Below are 17,488 nucleotides of genomic sequence, written 5' to 3'. Positions count from 1 at the left end.
CCGCACGACGCATCTGGGTGGAAACGGCTCTTACCTAGGTAATCCGGCGACGCCGCCGACCGCTGAAGTCAGCCGGCACGGTCGGGTGCCGGCTCGCGGACCCGGATCCGGACCGCGCGGGCGGCGGCGATCGCGTCGACCAGCACCGCCTGCCGGGGCTCGGGCACGTCGAGCAGCCGGTCCGCGCGCAGCGCCGCGAGCGGGGCCAGCCGCCGGTCGGCCAGCACGGTGTCCACCGCCCGCCGGTCACCGCCGCACACCAGCGCGGCCAGCGTCACCACCTCCGGCAGGAGCAGCCGTACCGCCAGCTCCACCGCGTCGCCCAGCGCCGCCTTCGCCTGGTTGTCCCGCCGTCGTGCGAAGCGCTGCTGCGACCAGCCACCCGCGGCGGTACGGCCCTGCACGTAGCGGGTGTCCACCTTCGACACCACCAGCTCCGCCCCCGCGGCGATCCCGACCGCCACCGCGCCCTTGCGGACGAGCAACAGGCCGATCCGCCGGGGTGCCGCCGCATTCGCCATGAAGGCGGGCAGGTCCGGGGCTTTCGCCGCGCCGGGTGGGGTGTGCAGTTCGGCGGTCGCGCCGTCCGGGGCGGTGAGCAGCAGCCCGTACGTCTGCGGACCGAACTCCGGTGGGCCGTGCCGGTGGGCGAAGCCGTCGACCCAACGGGGCACCCGGCCCGGGTCCACCTCGACCCAGCGACCGCCACCGGCTGCGGGCCTGCTGCTCACGCACCCGAACCTACGGCACCGGGCCCGCCGCGCCTCACCCGGCCAGCAGGGTGGCGACGGCGAGCGCGGCGATGATGGTGCTGGAGGCGAGGGCGGTCATCAGCCGGCCGCGCGGGCCGGCGAGCACGCGGCCGACCAGGGTGCCGCCCCCGGCGACCAGCAACTGCCAACTCGCTGACGCGAGGAACGCCCCGAGCACGAACGCGCCCGCGACGGTCAGATCGGGGTCGGCGGCGTCCCGGCGGCCGAGGACGAGCGCCGCGAAGTAGACCACGGTCGCCGGGTTGAGCAGGGTCAGCGCGAGCACCCCGGCGAACGCCCTCGACGGGCTGTCCAGGCCGCGGCGTGGGGTGCCGGTCGCCGTACCGGCCGCCGGGCGGAGGGCCCGCCAGGCGGTGTGAGCGGCGAGGCCGAGCAGCACCAGGGCGGCCACCACGCGCAGCGGGCCGGCGACCGGGGCGATGACGGTGGCCAGGGCCGCTCCGCCGAGGGCGGCGACGGCCGCGTAGAGACCGTCGGCGGTGGCCACGCCGAGCGCGGCGGCGGCGCCCACCCGGAACGAGTTCCGCGCGGCGAGCCCCATGATCAGGACGGCGATGGCGCCGACCGGGATCGCGACGCCGTACCCGGCGACCAGCCCGGCCAGGAACGCGCCGGTCACGACGGTCGGCGGCGGGTCGAGACGCACCGGAGCGCGGTCCGCTGTCGGCGCGCGACGGTGGCCGCGGCGATAGTGGACTGCATCATCGGGTACGACTCGATCACGCCGCCATCCTCCGCCACCCACCCGCACCACCGCGACCGAATTCCGACCGCCCCTCCGCCCGCCCAGGCGCGCACGTTCACGGAAAGAGTGGCCATTCCGCGGCCGATAGCCACTCTTTCCGTGAACGAGCGTTCTCTCCGGTGATGGGTGGGAGGCGTAGGGCGGGGACGCGTCGGGCGCGGCACCCGGGTGGGTGCCGCGCCCGCTCTCCGACCGGTCCGGTCAGACGTTGAAGCCGAGGGAGCGGAGCTGGTCGCGTCCCTCGTCGGTGATCTTGTCCGGCCCCCACGGCGGCAGCCAGACCCAGTTGATCCGGATGTCCTTGACCAGGCCGCCGCCGGGGCCGGTGGTCAGCGCCGACCGGGCCTGGTCCTCGATGACGTCGGTCAGCGGGCAGGCCGCCGAGGTGAGCGTCATGTCCAGGGTGGCGACGTTCTCGTCGTCGACGTGGACGCCGTACACCAGACCCAGATCGACCACGTTGATGCCCAGCTCGGGGTCGACGACGTCCTTCATCGCCTCCTCGATGTCGGCGACGGCGGCCTTGCCGCCCGCCGCCGGCGCGCCGCCCTCGGTGGCGGCACCACCCACGGCACCGGCCGCCGTGCTGTCGCCGGCCTCCGGAGTCGCCTCGGTCGCGGTGTTCTCGCTCATGCCTTCACCTCCGTCGGGCTGACGCCCACGCCGGCGCGTGCCGCGGCGTCCTTGAACGCCATCCACGGCAGCAGCGCACACTTCACCCGGGCGGGGTAGCGGGCGACGCCCGCGAAAGCGACCCCGTCGCCGAGCACGTCCTCGTCCGGCGTGACCTGGCCACGGCCGGACATCAACTCCACGAACGCCTCGTGCACCACGGACGCCTCGCCGGCCTTCCGGCCGGCGAGCAGCTCGTGCAGCACGCTCGCCGACGCCTGGCTGATCGAGCAGCCCATGCCGTCGTACGAGACGTCGTGCAGCACCTCGCCGTCCGTGGCCACCCGGACGGTGACCTCGTCGCCGCAGGTCGGGTTGACGTGGTGCGCCTCGGCGACGGTCGCCGCCGGGTCGTCCGCGTCACGCAGGCCGCGGCCGTGCGGGTGCTTGTAGTGGTCCAGGATGATCTCCTGGTAGAGCTGGTCGAGCTGCATCAGTCGAACACCTTCCGCACCTGCTCCAGGCCCGCTACCAGAGCGTCGATCTCCTCGGTGGTGGTGTAGAGGTAGAACGACGCCCGGGTCGTGGCCGGCACCCCGAACCGGGTGCAGACCGGGCGGGCGCAGTGGTGGCCCACCCGCACCTGCACGCCGAGCGAGTCGAGGACCTGACCGACGTCGTGCGGGTGGATGTCGCCGAGCGCGAACGAGATCGTGCCGCCCCGACCTACCGGCACCGTCGGACCGAAGATCCGCAGGCCCCGGACGGTCGCGAGGGCGTCCAGCGCGTACGCGGTCAGCTGCTTCTCGTGCCACTGGATGGCCCGCATGCCGATGCCGGACAGGTAGTCGACCGCCGCGCCGAGGCCCACGGCCTCGGCGATCGGCGGGGTGCCCGCCTCGAACCGGGCCGGCGGCGCGGCAAAGGTCGACCCCGACATCGCCACCGTCTCGATCATCGAGCCGCCGCCGAGCACCGGCGGCATCGCCGCGAGCAGCTCGGCCCGGCCCCACAGCACGCCGATGCCGGTCGGGCCGCACATCTTGTGCCCGGTGAAGACGATGAAGTCCGCGTCGTAGTCGACCACGTCCATCGGCATGTGCGGCACCGACTGCGAGCAGTCGAGCAGCAGCAGCGCACCCACCTCGCGGACCCGCTGGGTGATCCGCGAGGTGGCGTTGACGGTGCCGAGGATGTTGGACATGTGCACCAGCGAGACGATCTTCGTCCGTTCGGTGACCAGGTCCTCCAGGCCCGACTCGTCGAGGCGGCCGTGGTCGGTGACCGGGAACCAGCGCAGGGTCGCGCCGGTGCGCTCACACAGCAGCTGCCACGGGACGATGTTCGAGTGGTGCTCCATCTCGGAGATCACCACCTCGTCACCGGGACCCAGCCGGAGGCGCGGGTCGGCGTCCGGGCGCAGCGAGGCGTTCGAGAACGCGTACGCCACGATGTTGATCGCCTCGGTGGAGTTCTTGGTGAACACCACCTCGTCCACGCTCGGGGCGTTGATGAACGCGGCGACCTTGGCCCGCGCGCCCTCGTACGCCTCGGTCGCCTCGGTGCCCAGCGTGTGCACCGACCGCGACACGTTGGCGTTGTGCCGCTCGTAGTGCTCGCGCAGCACGTCCAGCACCTGGCGCGGCTTGTGCGAGGTGTTCGCGCTGTCCAGGTAGACCAGCGGGTGCCCGTTGACCTCCCGATCCAGGATCGGGAAGTCGGCGCGCACCGCGGCGACGTCGTAGCGGGGCACGTCGTCGTACTGCGGCATGCCCGCCGGGATCGCGATCGAGCTCATGCCAGCACTCCGCTACGCTCCGTGCTGCCCTGAGGCACCACCGGACTGAACTGATGATTCGCTCGCTGCCGCTCGCTCATGGCGATCAGGCCCGCGCCGAACCGGCCCCGGCGACGTACCGCTCGTAGCCCGCTTCCTCGAGCTTGTCGGCCAGCTCCGGGCCGCCCTCCTCGACGATCCGACCGGCGACGAACACGTGCACGAAGTCCGGCTTGATGTAGCGCAGGATCCGCGTGTAGTGGGTGATCAGCAGCAGGCCGGTGTCGCCGGTGTCGCGCACCCGGTTGACGCCCTGGCTGACCACGCGCAGCGCGTCCACGTCGAGGCCGGAGTCGGTCTCGTCGAGGATCGCCATCTTCGGCTTCAGCAGCTCCAGCTGCACGATCTCGTGCCGCTTCTTCTCGCCGCCGGAGAAGCCCTCGTTGACGTTGCGCTGGGCGAACGCCGGGTCCATCTGGAGGCGCTCCATGGCCCCGCGCAGCTCACCGCCCCAGGTGCGCAGCTTCGGCGCCTCGCCGTCGATCGCGGTCTTGGCGGTGCGCAGGAAGTTCGCCACCGACACGCCGGGGACCTCGACCGGGTACTGCATGGCCAGGAAGAGGCCGGCGCGGGCCCGCTCGTCGACGGACATCTCCAGGACGTCCTCGCCGTCGAGGGTCACCGAACCGCCGGTGATCTCGTACTTGGGGTGGCCGGCGATCGAGTACGCCAGGGTCGACTTGCCGGAGCCGTTCGGGCCCATGATGGCGTGGGTCTCCCCCGACTTCACGGTCAGGTTGACGCCGTGCAGGATCGGCTTGAGCTCACCCTCGGGCAGCTTCACCGACACCTGCAGGTCGCGGATCTCCAGGGTGCTCATTATCGGGTCACTCCATTACTCGGCGTCAGGTCGACGTAGATGTCACCGTCGCGGATCTCGACGGGGTAGACGGGTACGGGTTCGGTGGCGGGCAGCCCGGTCGGCTCGCCGGTGCGCAGGTCGAAGCGGGAACCGTGCAGCCAGCACTCCAGCGTGCAGCCCTCCACCTCCCCCTCGGAGAGGGCGACCGCCGCGTGCGAGCACTCGTCGTAGACGGCGTAGAACTCGCCGTCCTCGCCGTGCACCAGCGCGATCTGGGTGCCGTCGACGTCCGCGCTGATCACGGTGCCCTTCGGCACGTCCTCGGTGGAGCAGATGCGGATCATCAGGCGCCGGCCTTCGTCAGCCGGGCCTCGATCGTCTCGCCGAGGCGCTCACGCAGGGACTCCACCGGGATCTTGTTCAGCAGCTCGGCGAAGAAGCCGCGGACCACCAGGCGGCGGGCCTCGGCCTCCGGGATGCCGCGGGCCATCAGGTAGAACAGCTGCTCGTCGTCGAAGCGGCCGGTCGCGCTCGCGTGCCCGGCGCCGGCGATCTCGCCGGTCTCGATCTCCAGATTGGGTACGGAGTCCGCCCGCGCGCCGTCGGTGAGCAGCAGGTTCCGGTTGATCTCGTACGTGTCGGTGCCGGTCGCCTCGGCCCGGATCAGCACGTCGCCGACCCAGACGGTGTGGGCGCTCTCGCCCTGCAGCGCGCCGCGGTAGCCGACGTAGCTGCGGCAGTCCGGCACGCTGTGGTCGACCAGCTGCCGGTGCTCGAGGTGCTGGCCGGAGTCGGCGAAGTAGACGCCGTACAGCTCGGCCTCGCCGCCGCGCTCGGTGTACTCGACGGTCGTGTACTGGCGGACCAGGTCGCCGCCGAGGGTCACCTGGACGTGCAGCACGCGCGCGTCCCGGCCCAGCTTGACCTTGAGGTGCTGAGCCTGCACCGCGTCGTCGGCCCAGTCGGACACGGTGACCAGGGTGAGCTTCGCGCCGTCGGCCACCGAGACCTCGACGTTGTCGGCGAGGGTCGCCGAGCCGACGTGCTCCAGCACCAGGGTCGCCTCGCCGAACCGGCCCACCTCCACGAAGGTGTGCCCGTACGCCAGGCTGTCCGCACCCTGGCCGACCACCCGCACGGTCACCGGCTCGGCCACGACGGCCTCACGGGCGACCTGCACCAGCAGCGCGCCGTCCGCACCGCCGTAGGCGAGGGCGCTGATCCGGTCGACCGGGGTGAGCACGCTGCCGACCCGGGGGTCGTCCGAGCCGATCCGCTCGACGGTGACGCCGGCCGGCAGGTCGCCGTACTCGTGCCCGACCGTGCCGGTCGTTGCCTGCACCCCGCCGGTCAGGCCGCGCAGGCGCTTGAGCGGGGTGAAGCGCCACTCCTCCTCCAGGCCGGTGAGGGCCGGGAAGTCGGCGACGTCGTACGAGCGGAGCGCCTGCGACTTGGTGCTGGGCGGCGCGGAAGCCTGGGTAGTCATCTCTTCCTTGGTCTGTTCTGCGACGACGGTCTCTGGTGCTCGGTGCGGCGGACCGGGTGGTCCGGCCCGCCGCTGGGTCGGGGCCGGCGTCAGCCGACCGCGCCCTCCATCTGCAGCTCGATCAGGCGGTTGAGCTCCAGCGCGTACTCCATCGGAAGCTCCTTGGCGATCGGCTCGATGAAGCCGCGGACGATCATCGCCATCGCCTCGTCCTCGCTGAGGCCCCGGCTCATCAGGTAGAAGAGCTGGTCGTCGCTGATCTTGGAGACGGTCGCCTCGTGCCCCATCGACACGTCGTCCTCACGGATGTCGACGTAGGGGTAGGTGTCCGAGCGGGAGATGGTGTCGACCAGCAGCGCGTCACACTTGACCGTGCTCCGGCTGCTGTGCGAGCCCTCCAGCACCTGGACCAGGCCCCGGTACGAGGTGCGGCCGCCGCCGCGGGCGATCGACTTCGAGACGATGGTGCTGCTGGTGTGCGGAGCGGCGTGCACCATCTTGGCGCCCGCGTCCTGGTGCTGGCCCTCGCCGGCCATGGCCACCGAGAGCACCTCGCCCTTGGCGTGCTCGCCGGTCATGTAGACCGCCGGGTACTTCATGGTGACCTTGGAGCCGATGTTGCCGTCGACCCACTCCATGGTGGCGCCCTCGTGGCAGACGGCGCGCTTGGTGACCAGGTTGTAGACGTTGTTCGACCAGTTCTGGATGGTCGTGTACCGGCAGCGGGCGTTCTTCTTGACGATGATCTCCACGACCGCGCTGTGCAGCGAGTCGGAGGAGTACAGCGGCGCGGTGCAGCCCTCGACGTAGTGCACGTACGCGCCCTCGTCGACGATGATCAGCGTCCGCTCGAACTGGCCCATGTTCTCCGTGTTGATCCGGAAGTAGGCCTGCAGCGGGATCTCCACGTGCACGCCCTTCGGCACGTAGATGAACGAGCCACCGGACCAGACGGAGGTGTTCAGGGCGGCGAACTTGTTGTCGCCGACCGGGATCACCGTGCCGAAGTACTCCTTGAAGACGTCCTCGTGCTCGCGCAGGGCGGTGTCGGTGTCGAGGAAGACGACACCCTGCTCCTCGAGGTCCTCACGGATCTTGTGGTAGACCACCTCGGACTCGTACTGCGCCGCGACACCGGCGACCAGCCGCTGCTTCTCCGCCTCGGGGATGCCCAGCCGGTCGTAGGTGTTCTTGATGTCCTCGGGCAGGTCCTCCCAGCTGGTGGCCTGCTTCTCCGTGGACCGCACGAAGTACTTGATGTTGTCGAAGTCGATCCCGGTGAGGTCGGCGCCCCACGCCGGCATCGGCTTGCGGTCGAACAGCCGCAGGCCCTTCAGCCGCAGGTCGAGCATCCAGGCCGGCTCGTTCTTCTTGGCCGAGATGTCCCGCACCACCGCCTCGTTGAGGCCGCGCTGGGCGGACGCCCCGGCGACGTCGGAGTCGGCCCAGCCGTACTCGTAGCGACCGAGGGCGGCGAGCTGCTCCTCCTGGGTCAGGGGCTGGACGATCTGCTCGGTCATCTATCTGTCCTCACAGTGGTGACGGTCTTACCGGACTGGACACGCCCCGGCTGGGCCGGGATGTGCGTGGTGCACACCCCGTCGCCGTGCGCGATGGTGGCCAGGCGCTGCACGTGGGTGCCGACCAGACGGGAGATCACCGCGGTCTCGGCCTCGCACAGCTGGGGGAACTCGGCGGCCACGTGCGCCACCGGGCAGTGGTGCTGGCACAGCTGGCCACCGGAGGCGATCGTGGACGCGTTGGCAGCGTAGCCCTCGGCGGTCAGCGCGCCCGCGAGCGCCTCCGCGCGCGCGAGGGGGTCGTCGCCGGCGTCCTCCATGGCGGCCCGGCACCGGGCCTCCAGGGCGGCCACCTGGTCGGCGGCGAACGCCTCCACCGCCTCCGACCCGCCGTTGCTGGCGATCCAGCGCAGCGCGGCGGTGGCCATGTTGTCGTAGTGGTGGGTGCCGCAGCGGACCCGCGCCTCGTCGGTCAGCAGGAACACCTTGGCTGGGCGGCCCCGGCCCCGGTGGCCCCGCACCGCCTGCTCCCGGGCGACGACGTCACCCTCGGCGAGCATGGCGTCGAGGTGCCGGCGGATGGCGGCCGGGCTGAGCCCGAGCGCGTCACCCAGCTGCGCGGCGGTGGTGGCGCCCCGCTCCAGCAGGAGCTGGGTGACCCGGTCGCGGGTCGAGAGATCGGACGCGGCAGACTGGCCGGCGGCCGGAACGGGCGCCGGCTGGTGCCCAGAGACCCCCGCCGCGTTTTTCACAACGTCAACGTTACGTAATTCGCCAGGGGCCTGCAAACCCGGGGTCCGGTGATCCGAACCACCGCGCCGGCAGAGTCACCCGATCGGGTTCCACTACGGTGCGTAGGATTTGCGCCGTGACTCCTGCCGTCCGGTTCCCGGTCTCCACCCCCCTGCTGAGCCGTCTGGCGTTCGCCAGCATCGTCGCGAACGTCGCGATCGTCGTCACCGGTGGGGCGGTCCGGCTGACCGCCTCCGGCCTGGGCTGCCCCACGTGGCCCCGGTGCACCGACGAGTCGTACACCACGACGCCCGAAATGGGCATTCACGGGGTGATCGAGTTCGGCAACCGCCTGCTCACCTTCGCGGTGGGCATCATCGCCCTCGCCGTGGTGGTGGCCGTCCTGCTGCACCGGCCGCGCCGGCGTGGCCTGCTGCCGCTCGCGGTCGCGGTGCTGTTCGGCATCCCGGCGCAGGCGGTCCTCGGGGGTGTCACCGTGCTCACCAACCTCAACCCGTGGGTGGTCGGGCTGCACTTCCTCGCCTCGATGGTGGTGATCGCGGTCGCGTACGCCCTCTGGCGGCGGATCACGGAGCCGGACGGCCCGACGGTGCCCGTGGTGCCCGGCCCGCTGCGCACCCTCGCGGTGGTCACCACCGTGGTCAGCGCAGCGGTGCTGGTGGTCGGCACGTGGGTCACCGGCAGCGGCCCGCACGCCGGTGACGGCGGCGCGGCCCGCAACGGCCTCGACCCGGAGCAGATCTCCCAGGTGCACGCCGACGGGGTGTTCCTGCTGATCGGCCTGTCGGTGGCGCTGGTCTTCGCGTTCCGGGCGGTCGGCGCCACCGGCCCGGCCCGGGCGGCCCTGGTGCTGGTCGTGGTGGAGCTGGGGCAGGGTGTGATCGGCTTCGTGCAGTACTTCACCGACCTGCCGGCGACCCTCGTCGGCGCCCACATGCTCGGCTCCTGCCTGGTGCTGCTCGCGACCCTGTCGGTGCTCTGGTCGACCCGCGAACGCCGCCCGGTCGCGCCGGCCCCGACCGCCGCCCCGGCGCCCGAGGCATCCGTCCCGGCCCACGCCTGACACCCCCGCCCGCCCCGACCGCGCGCCTACGCGCGCCCCCGCGCGCGGGACGGTCCCCCACTTTCACGGAAAGAGTGGCCTCCCGGCGTTGGGAGGCCACTCTTTCTCTGTTCGGGGGCGAATCCGGACGCGCCCGGGAGGGCGCGCGGGGTGTCAGCCGCGGTGGGACAGATGGGTGAGGATTGCGTCGGCGAGGCGCTCGGGGGCGCCGTCGGCGTACCCCAGGAAGAGGGACGGCTCGGTGAGCTCCAGCTCGACCAGGACGGGGCTGCCGTCGGCGCCGGGGATCAGGTCGACCCGGGCGTAGAGCAGCCGGTCCGGCCCGCCCGGCACCGCCGCGAGCGTCTTCTCGGCCACCGCCAACTGTTCCGCGGTTGCCATACGGGCGGTGATCTGCTCGGGCTTGTAGAGCCCGTCCACGCCCAGGTCCGGGCCGGTCAGCATCGGACCCTTGCGGATCGCGTGACTGAAGGCGAGCCCGCCGGGACCGGCGACGAACAGCAGCGCGGTCTCGCCGGCGGTGTCGACCGCCGACAGGTACGGCTGGACCATGGTGACCCGGCCGGCCGCGCCGAGCCGCCGGACGTGCGCCCGGGCGAGGTCGCGGTGCTCCGTGTCGGCCAAGTCGTACCGGCCGGTGTCCTGGCTGCCGGCGCTGACCGAGGGCTTGAGGACGTACTCCCCGCGCTCGCCGGGGAGCTCCCACTCCTCGCCGGGGGCGACCCACGCGGTGGGGACCGTCGGCACCCCGGCGGCGGAGAGCTCGTCGAGGTAGCGCTTGTCGGTGTTCCAGGCGATTACCTCCGCCGGGTTCGCCAGGGCCGGCACGGCCGCCGCCCAGGCGACGAACTCGTCCCGGCGGGGCATGTAGTCCCAGGGCGAGCGGAGCACCGCGAGGTCGTAACCGGCCCAGTCGACGGCGGGGTCGTCCCAGACGACCGTTTCGACGGTGACGCCGCGGGCCTTCAGCGGAGCGACGACGAGGCGGTCGTCGTCCTCCAGGTCGGGCAGGGCGGCACAGGTGACGAGAGCGACCCGGGGTTCCCCCCGGGTCGACTGGTGGTGGTTGGTCAATTTATGTCAACGGGCCATCGTGCGCCGGGCCATCGACCGCCAGAGGTCGTTGCTCGGGCGCATCTGGTCCATCAGTTCACGCTCCCAGGCGTTCTCGACGGTGACTCCCGCCTTGGCGCACGCCTGCCGCGCGACGACGGTGTCGTCCGCGAACTGGTCGCCCCAGGCCCCGTCGGAGCCGACGAGGACGATGCGCGCGCCGCGCTTGCCGACGTACTCGATGACCGCCTTCGCCCCGCCGTGTCCGGCGGCGAACGACTTGATACCGGCAACCAGACCGTTGGGAGCCTGGTCGTCGGCGGTCTGCTCAGCCGTCAGCGTCGTATCGGAACCATCTGCCATGACGCGAAGCGTAAGCAGACTCGCACCCGTGCGGGCGAGTTCCATGAACCTTTTGTGATGCCAATTACCCCGAGGTTTAAGGAAGACCACAGGCGGCTTGCCCGGATTTATCCCGTAATTTCCTCACCAAAGGGTGGCGACAAAGTTGCGCAGACGTGAACCTGAAAGGCAAGCCCGATGGTGTGAGGAATTCCTGTGACTAATTTAAAAAAGCCGGACAACTCATCCGTGAGGATGACTTGTCCGGCTTCTTCGGCAGTGGATCAGATCAGCGCGTCGAGCGCGACCGCCGCGAACACGATGGTCAGGTACGTGGTGGACCAGTGGAACAGCCGCATCGGCTTGACCGCCTCGCCCCGGATCGCCCGGCGGCACAGCTTGTGCGCCTCCACCAGGAAGATCGCGCCCACCACCAGGGTTGGCACCCCGTAGACGGCGCTCATGCCGAGCGGCCAGACCGCCAGCGAGGTGAGCACGGTCAGCCAGGCGAAGACCAGGATTTCGGCGTTGACCCGCCGGGTGGACGCGACCACCGGCAGCATCGGGATGCCCGCCCGCGCGTAGTCGTCCTTGTACTTCATCGCGAGCGGGTAGAAGTGCGGCATCTGCCAGAAGAAGACCACCGCGAACAGCGCCCAGGCGGCCGGCGCCAGCGAGCCGGTCACCGCCGCCCAGCCGATCAGCACCGGCGCGGCCCCGCACGCGCCCCCCCAGAAGGTGTTCGCCGTGGTGGTCCGCTTGAGCCAGGCGGTGTAGACGAGGTCGTAGTAGACGATCGCGGCCAGGGTGAGGCCGGCGGCCAGGAGGTTGGTGAACGCCGCCATCAGCGCCACCGAGACCACCGCCAGCACCAGGCCGAAGACCAGCGCGCTGCGCGGCGTCACGGTGTGCGCCGGCAGCGGGCGGCGCTTGGTCCGCCGCATGAGCTGGTCGATGTCCCGGTCGATGTAGCAGTTGAGGACGCTGGCCGCGCCGGCCGCGAGCGACCCGCCGACCAGCACCACGGCGACCAGCCACAGCGACGGCATGCCGCCGTCGGCGAGCATCATCGCGGGCACGGTGGTGACCAGCAGCAGCTCGACGATCCGGGGCTTGGTCAACGTCACGTACGCCGCGATGACCGACCGCACGTCCCGCCGCGAGGTGGCCGACTCGCCCGCCACCGTGCCCACCGGCTGCCCGGCAGGGTTGCTGACGGGGCGCTCGGTGATCATGCTCACGGATTGCCACCTTCCGGCGTCGGCAGGGGAGGTCGGGGTCGGCGAGACCCGCCTCGGGGTCCACACACCGCCCACACACTACGCGCTGTCGTTTTGGCTGCCCGGCTGACCCGGCAACGGTGCGAGGCGTCACACGTTCGATCGAACGTGGAACCGCACGGACGCGTACAGAACAGCATGCAGAGATCCCCGGGCGGACGTTTAGGACCGCTCGATAGGGTCACCAGTGAGGGTTCCGCCCATCTGCCGAGGAGCACAAACCATCGTGGCTGCCAACCGACCCGAGCATCCCGCACTGAACTGGTCCGACCTCGACCGCCGGGCCGTCGACACGGTCCGCGTGCTGGCCATGGACGCCGTGGAGAAATCCGGCAACGGCCACCCGGGCACCGCGATGAGCCTCGCGCCCGCGGCGTACCTGCTCTTCAACCGGGTGATGCGGCACAACCCCGCGGACCCGACCTGGCCCGGCCGGGACCGGTTCGTCCTCTCCGCCGGCCACTCCAGCCTCACCCTCTACATCCAGCTCTTCCTCTCCGGGTACCCGCTGGGCCTGGAGGACCTGAAGTCGCTGCGGCAGTGGGGTTCGCTCACCCCGGGCCACCCGGAGCACGGGCACACCCCGGGCGTGGAGACCACGACCGGCCCGCTCGGGCAGGGCCTCGGCAACGCGGTCGGCATGGCGATGGCGGCCCGCCGCGAGCGCGGCCTGTTCGACCCGGAGACCGAGCCGGGCGCCTCGGTCTTCGACCACGACATCTGGTGCATCGCCTCGGACGGTGACATCGAGGAGGGCATCTCCCACGAGGCGAGCGCGCTCGCCGGGCACCAGCAACTGGGCAACCTCTGCGTGATCTACGACGACAACGAGATCTCGATCGAGGACGACACCCGCATCGCCAAGAGCGAGGACGTCGCGGCCCGCTACGAGGCGTACGGCTGGCACGTCCAGGCGGTGGACTGGCGCCGCGGCGACGCCGACCAGGGCGACTACCACGAGGACGTGGAGGCGCTGTACCGGGCGTTGCTGGCCGCCAAGGCGGAGACCGGGCGCCCCTCCTTCATCGCGCTGCGCACCATCATCGGCTGGCCGGCACCCAACAAGCAGAACACCGGCAAGATCCACGGGTCGGCGCTGGGCGCCGACGAGGTCGCCGCCACCAAGCAGATCCTCGGCTTCGACCCGCAGGGCGCCTTCGAGGTCGACGAGGAGGTCCTCAAGCACGCCCGGCAGGTGATGGACCGCGGCGCGGAGGCGCAGCGCGCGTGGACCGGGGCGTTCGAGACCTGGGCCAAGGCGAACCCGGAGCGCACCGCGCTCTGGGACCGGCTGGCCACCCGGACGCTGCCGAAGGGCTGGACGGACGCGCTGCCCGAGTTCCCCGCCGACGCCAAGGGCATCGCCACCCGGGCGGCGTCCGGCAAGGTGCTCGAGGCGCTCGCCCCGGTGCTGCCGGAGCTGTGGGGCGGCTCGGCCGACCTGGCCGAGAGCAACAACACCACCATGAAGGGCGAGCCGTCGTTCGTCCCGGCCGTGCACGCGACGAAGGACTTCCCCGGCCACGAGTACGGCCGCACGCTGCACTTCGGCATCCGCGAGCACGCCATGGGCGCGATCCTCAACGGCATCGCCCTGCACGGCGGCACCCGCCCGTACGGCGGCACCTTCCTCGTCTTCAGCGACTACATGCGCCCGGCCGTCCGGCTCGCGGCGCTGATGAAGCTGCCGGTGACCTACGTCTGGACGCACGACTCGATCGGCCTGGGCGAGGACGGCCCGACCCACCAGCCGGTGGAGCACCTGACCGCCCTGCGTGCCATCCCCGGCCTGGACGTGGTGCGCCCCGCCGACGCCAACGAGACCGCGTGGGCGTGGCGGCAGGCCCTCGAACACACCGACCGGCCGACCGCGCTGGCGCTCAGCCGGCAGCCGCTGCCGACCCTGGACCGCTCCGCGCTGGCCGGCGCCGAGGGAGTGACCCGGGGCGGGTACGTGCTGGCCGAGGCCTCGACCGGGAAGCCGCACGTGATCCTCATCGGCACCGGCTCCGAGGTGCAGCTGTGCCTCACCGCCCGGGAGCGGCTGGAGGCCGACGGCACCCCCACCCGCGTTGTCTCGATGCCCTGCCTCGAGTGGTTCGCCGAGCAGGACCAGGCCTACCGCGAGTCAGTCCTCCCCCGGGGGGTAAAGGCACGGGTGAGCGTGGAAGCGGGCATCGCCATGTCCTGGCGCGGCATCGTCGGCGACTGCGGCGAGAGCGTCAGCCTCGAGCACTACGGGGCGAGCGCCCCGCACATCGTGCTCTTCGAGCAGTTCGGGTTCACCCCCGACCGGATCGTGGCCGCCGCGCACGCGGCCCTGACCCGGGTGGGCGAGATCACCGGTAACCCCACGGGCAACTGAGGGAGCGTGAACGGCATGACGGACAGGTTGGGAGAGCTCAGCGCCGCGGGCGTGGCGGTCTGGCTCGATGATCTTTCACGGGTACGGCTCAGCTCCGGCGGGCTGGACCAGCTGCGCCGGGAGAAGCACCTCGTCGGCGTCACCAGTAATCCGACGATCTTCGCCAAGGCGCTGAGCGACGCCGACGAGTACGACTGGCAACTGCGCGACCTCGCCACCCGGGGGGTCCACGTCGAGGAGGCGGTACGCAACCTCACCGCGTACGACGTGCGGTGGGCCTGCGACGTGATGCGCCCGGCGCACGACGCCACCGCCGGGGTCGACGGCCGGGTCTCCCTGGAGGTCGACCCGCGGCTGGCGTACGAGACGGAGAAGACCGTCGCCGAGGCCAAGGCGCTCTGGTGGCTGGTCGACCGGCCGAACCTGTTCATCAAGATCCCGGCCACCCTGGCCGGTCTGCCGGCGATCACCGCCGCGCTGGCCGAGGGCGTCAGCGTCAACGTCACCCTGATCTTCGGCCTGGACCGGTACTCGCAGGTCATGGACGCGTTCCTCGCCGGCCTGGAGCAGGCGAAGGCGAACGGCCACGACCTGTCGAAGATCGGCTCGGTGGCGTCGTTCTTCGTCTCCCGGGTCGACACGGAGGTCGACAAGCGCCTGGAGAAGATCGGGTCGGCGGAGGCGAAGGCGCTGCGCGGCAAGGCCGCGGTGGCCAACGCGCGGCTGGCGTACGAGCGGTACACCGAGGTCTTCTCCTCCGCCCGCTGGCAGGCCCTCGCCGACGCCGGGGCGCACCCGCAGCGCCCGCTGTGGGCGTCCACCTCGACGAAGAACCCGGACTACCGGGACGTGATCTACGTGGAGGAGTTGATCGCGCCCGGCACGGTCAACACCATGCCGGAGTCGGTGATCGACGCCTTCGCCGACCACGGCGAGGTCCGGGGCGACACCGTGACCGGCGCGTACGACGACGCCCGGCGGGTCTTCGCGGGTCTGGAGTCGGTGGGCGTCGACATGGCCGACGTGATCGACACCCTGGAGCGCGAGGGCGTGGAGAAGTTCGAGGCGAGCTGGAACGAACTGCTCGACGGCGTCCGCAAGTCGCTGGAGGCCGCGGTCAAGGGCACCGGTCACCCGGGCGCCGCCGCCAAGGGCAGCGCCGAGGCCGCGCGGAAGGCCGGGGGTAACGCATGAGCGACCTGCTCGCCGGACCGGTCGAGGCGGCAGCCGGGCTCGCCGTGTACGGGGCGGACGTCGTCGACAAGTCCGCGCCCGCCTCCACCCGCGACGCGCTCGTCGCCAACGAGGCCCCCGGCCGGCTGGCGCGGAAGGACCCGACCCTGTGGGGCCCGGACGCCGAGGCTGAGGCGAAGATCCGCCTCGGCTGGGTGGACACCCACCGCCGCAGCCGGGAACTGCTCCCCCAGCTCGCCGAGCTGAAGGCGGAGCTGGGCGACCTGGACCACGTCGTGCTCGCCGGGATGGGCGGCTCGTCGCTGGCCCCCGAGGTGATCGCACGTACCCTCGGCAGGCCGCTGACCGTGCTCGACACCACCGACCCCGGCCAGGTCCGGGCGGCGCTGGCCGACCGGCTGGAGCGGACGGTGGTCGTGGTGGCCAGCAAGTCCGGCTCGACGGTGGAGACCGACAGCCACCGCCGCGCGTACCGGCAGGCGTTCCTGGACGCCGGGATGACCGAGGAGGAGGCCGGCCGGCACTTCGTCATCGTGACCGACCCGGGCTCGCCGCTGGAGCAGACCGCCGCCGAGATGGGCGCGTTCTGCGTCCTGGCTGATCCGAACGTGGGCGGGCGCTACTCGGCGCTGACCGCGTTCGGGCTGGTCCCGACCGCGCTGGCCGGCGTCGACGTGGCCGACCTGCTCGACGAGGCCGACGCGCTCGCCGAGTCGCTGGGCCGGGACCGGGACAACCCGGGGCTGGCACTCGGCGCCGCGCTCGGGGCGGCGGCGACGATGGGCCGGGACAAGATCGCGCTGGTCTCCGACGGCACCGGCATCGACGGCCTCGGCGACTGGATCGAGCAGCTGGTCGCCGAGTCGACCGGCAAGGCCGGCGTCGGCGTCCTCCCGGTCGTGGTGGAGTCGCCGCAGAGTCCCGGCGCCACCGGCCGGAACGTGCTGACCGTGACCTACGGCGGCGCGCTGCCCCCCGGCACCGTCCCCGGCGGCGGCGCCGACCCGGACGTGGCGGTCAACGGCCCGCTCGGCGCCCAGTTCCTGACCTGGGAGTACGCCACCGCGATCGCCGGCGTGGTGCTCGGTATCGACCCGTTCAACCAGCCGAACGTCACCGAGTCCAAGGAGAACACCAACAAGATCCTGGCCTCGGGCCCGCCGGCCGAGACGCCGTCGTTCACCGAGGGCTCGATCGAGGTGTACGCGCCGGCCGGCGCCCCGGGCGACCTGGCCGGTGTGCTGCGCTGGCTGCTGAACGGTGTGGAGGACGACGGGTACCTCGCGGTGATGGCGTACCTCGACCGGTTCGCCGACGCCGACGCCGCCCGGCTGCGGCCGCTGCTCGCCGGCAGCACCGACCGGCCGGTCACCTTCGGCTGGGGGCCGCGTTTCCTGCACTCCACCGGGCAGTACCACAAGGGCGGCCCGCAGCTCGGCAGCTTCCTCCAGATCACCGGTGCGGCCGACGTTGATCTGCCGGTGCCCGGCAAGCCGTACACCTTCGGGGAGCTGCAGGCGGCGCAGGCCGCCGGCGACCGGCAGGCCCTGGCCGGCCGGAAGCGCCCGCTGCTGCGGCTCCACCTGACCGACCGGTCCGCAGGCGTGGCCCAGCTGCTCGATGCGGTCGGGGCACTGCGCGCGTGACGATGACGGACGGAACG

The 17,488-nt window shown here is 71.9% G+C and carries 17 protein-coding genes; 4 read left to right on the top strand and 13 right to left on the bottom strand.

Annotation, left to right across the window (positions count from 1 at the left end):
• Window positions 1-68: 68 nt before the first annotated feature.
• The 10 genes from ACTMS0_RS08420 to ACTMS0_RS08375 form a co-directional block, all read right to left on the bottom strand.
• Window positions 69-731, bottom strand: a complete 663-nt coding sequence (locus ACTMS0_RS08420) for an acVLRF1 family peptidyl-tRNA hydrolase (RefSeq protein WP_441154532.1) — start codon at window positions 729-731, stop codon at window positions 69-71.
• A gap of 34 nt (window positions 732-765) precedes the next feature.
• The gene (locus ACTMS0_RS08415) at window positions 766-1,392 is read right to left on the bottom strand and encodes a LysE family transporter (protein ID WP_441154693.1); all 627 of its coding nucleotides are present in this window, start codon (window positions 1,390-1,392) and stop codon (window positions 766-768) included.
• A gap of 327 nt (window positions 1,393-1,719) precedes the next feature.
• Window positions 1,720-2,151, bottom strand: a complete 432-nt coding sequence (locus tag ACTMS0_RS08410) for a metal-sulfur cluster assembly factor (RefSeq protein ID WP_441154531.1) — start codon at window positions 2,149-2,151, stop codon at window positions 1,720-1,722.
• Window positions 2,148-2,624 carry a Fe-S cluster assembly sulfur transfer protein SufU gene (sufU, locus tag ACTMS0_RS08405; protein ID WP_441154530.1) on the bottom strand — a complete coding sequence of 159 codons (477 nt, stop codon included), beginning with the start codon at window positions 2,622-2,624 and terminating at the stop codon, window positions 2,148-2,150. Before sufU ends, ACTMS0_RS08410 begins: the two co-directional genes overlap by 4 nt.
• Window positions 2,624-3,928 carry a cysteine desulfurase gene (locus ACTMS0_RS08400; protein WP_441154529.1) on the bottom strand — a complete coding sequence of 435 codons (1,305 nt, stop codon included), beginning with the start codon at window positions 3,926-3,928 and terminating at the stop codon, window positions 2,624-2,626. The genes sufU and ACTMS0_RS08400 overlap by 1 nt, the downstream gene beginning before the upstream one ends.
• Before the next feature lie 85 nt (window positions 3,929-4,013).
• A complete protein-coding gene (sufC, locus tag ACTMS0_RS08395; protein WP_441154528.1) occupies window positions 4,014-4,787 on the bottom strand; it encodes a Fe-S cluster assembly ATPase SufC in 774 nt (257 codons plus the stop codon).
• Window positions 4,787-5,113 (bottom strand): non-heme iron oxygenase ferredoxin subunit, encoded by a 327-nt coding sequence (locus ACTMS0_RS08390; protein ID WP_441154527.1) that lies wholly within the window; start codon window positions 5,111-5,113, stop codon window positions 4,787-4,789. Before ACTMS0_RS08390 ends, sufC begins: the two co-directional genes overlap by 1 nt.
• The gene (gene sufD / locus ACTMS0_RS08385; protein ID WP_441154526.1) at window positions 5,113-6,255 is read right to left on the bottom strand and encodes a Fe-S cluster assembly protein SufD; all 1,143 of its coding nucleotides are present in this window, start codon (window positions 6,253-6,255) and stop codon (window positions 5,113-5,115) included. The genes ACTMS0_RS08390 and sufD overlap by 1 nt, the downstream gene beginning before the upstream one ends.
• An 89-nt stretch (window positions 6,256-6,344) precedes the next feature.
• Window positions 6,345-7,775 (bottom strand): Fe-S cluster assembly protein SufB, encoded by a 1,431-nt coding sequence (sufB, locus tag ACTMS0_RS08380; protein ID WP_441154525.1) that lies wholly within the window; start codon window positions 7,773-7,775, stop codon window positions 6,345-6,347.
• A complete protein-coding gene (locus ACTMS0_RS08375; protein ID WP_441154524.1) occupies window positions 7,772-8,527 on the bottom strand; it encodes a helix-turn-helix transcriptional regulator in 756 nt (251 codons plus the stop codon). The genes sufB and ACTMS0_RS08375 overlap by 4 nt, the downstream gene beginning before the upstream one ends.
• 98 nt (window positions 8,528-8,625) lie before the next feature.
• Between ACTMS0_RS08375 and ACTMS0_RS08370 the strand changes: the two genes are divergently transcribed.
• Window positions 8,626-9,591 carry a COX15/CtaA family protein gene (locus tag ACTMS0_RS08370; RefSeq protein ID WP_441154523.1) on the top strand — a complete coding sequence of 322 codons (966 nt, stop codon included), beginning with the start codon at window positions 8,626-8,628 and terminating at the stop codon, window positions 9,589-9,591.
• Window positions 9,592-9,744: 153 nt separating this feature from the next.
• Here the strand turns inward: ACTMS0_RS08370 and ACTMS0_RS08365 are convergent, their stop codons facing one another.
• From ACTMS0_RS08365 to ACTMS0_RS08355, 3 genes are all read right to left on the bottom strand, one after another.
• Window positions 9,745-10,665: an ATP-grasp domain-containing protein gene (locus ACTMS0_RS08365; protein WP_441154522.1), complete on the bottom strand. Its 921-nt coding sequence runs from the start codon at window positions 10,663-10,665 to the stop codon at window positions 9,745-9,747.
• Window positions 10,666-10,671: 6 nt separating this feature from the next.
• Window positions 10,672-11,007: a hypothetical protein gene (locus ACTMS0_RS08360; protein ID WP_441154692.1), complete on the bottom strand. Its 336-nt coding sequence runs from the start codon at window positions 11,005-11,007 to the stop codon at window positions 10,672-10,674.
• Between the two features lie 263 nt (window positions 11,008-11,270).
• Window positions 11,271-12,227 carry a heme o synthase gene (locus tag ACTMS0_RS08355; protein WP_441154521.1) on the bottom strand — a complete coding sequence of 319 codons (957 nt, stop codon included), beginning with the start codon at window positions 12,225-12,227 and terminating at the stop codon, window positions 11,271-11,273.
• Between the two features lie 265 nt (window positions 12,228-12,492).
• On the opposite strand from ACTMS0_RS08355, the gene tkt reads away from it, so the two are divergent.
• From tkt to ACTMS0_RS08340, 3 genes are read left to right on the top strand one after another with little or no spacing between them, the layout of a single operon-like run.
• Entirely contained in the window at window positions 12,493-14,631 is a 2,139-nt protein-coding gene (gene tkt, locus ACTMS0_RS08350) for a transketolase (protein WP_441154520.1), read from the top strand.
• Between the two features lie 15 nt (window positions 14,632-14,646).
• Entirely contained in the window at window positions 14,647-15,825 is a 1,179-nt protein-coding gene (gene tal, locus ACTMS0_RS08345) for a transaldolase (RefSeq protein WP_441154519.1), read from the top strand.
• Complete coding sequence (locus ACTMS0_RS08340) at window positions 15,822-17,471, top strand: glucose-6-phosphate isomerase (protein ID WP_441154518.1); 1,650 nt, start codon at window positions 15,822-15,824, stop codon at window positions 17,469-17,471. The genes tal and ACTMS0_RS08340 overlap by 4 nt, the downstream gene beginning before the upstream one ends.
• The last annotated feature ends 17 nt before the right edge of the window (window positions 17,472-17,488 follow it).

Source organism: Micromonospora sp. H33 (assembly GCF_052068455.1).
Lineage (GTDB): Bacteria > Actinomycetota > Actinomycetes > Mycobacteriales > Micromonosporaceae > Micromonospora.
Note: the sequence above shows the minus strand (reverse complement) of the source record. Positions and strands in the feature narration are given on the sequence as shown.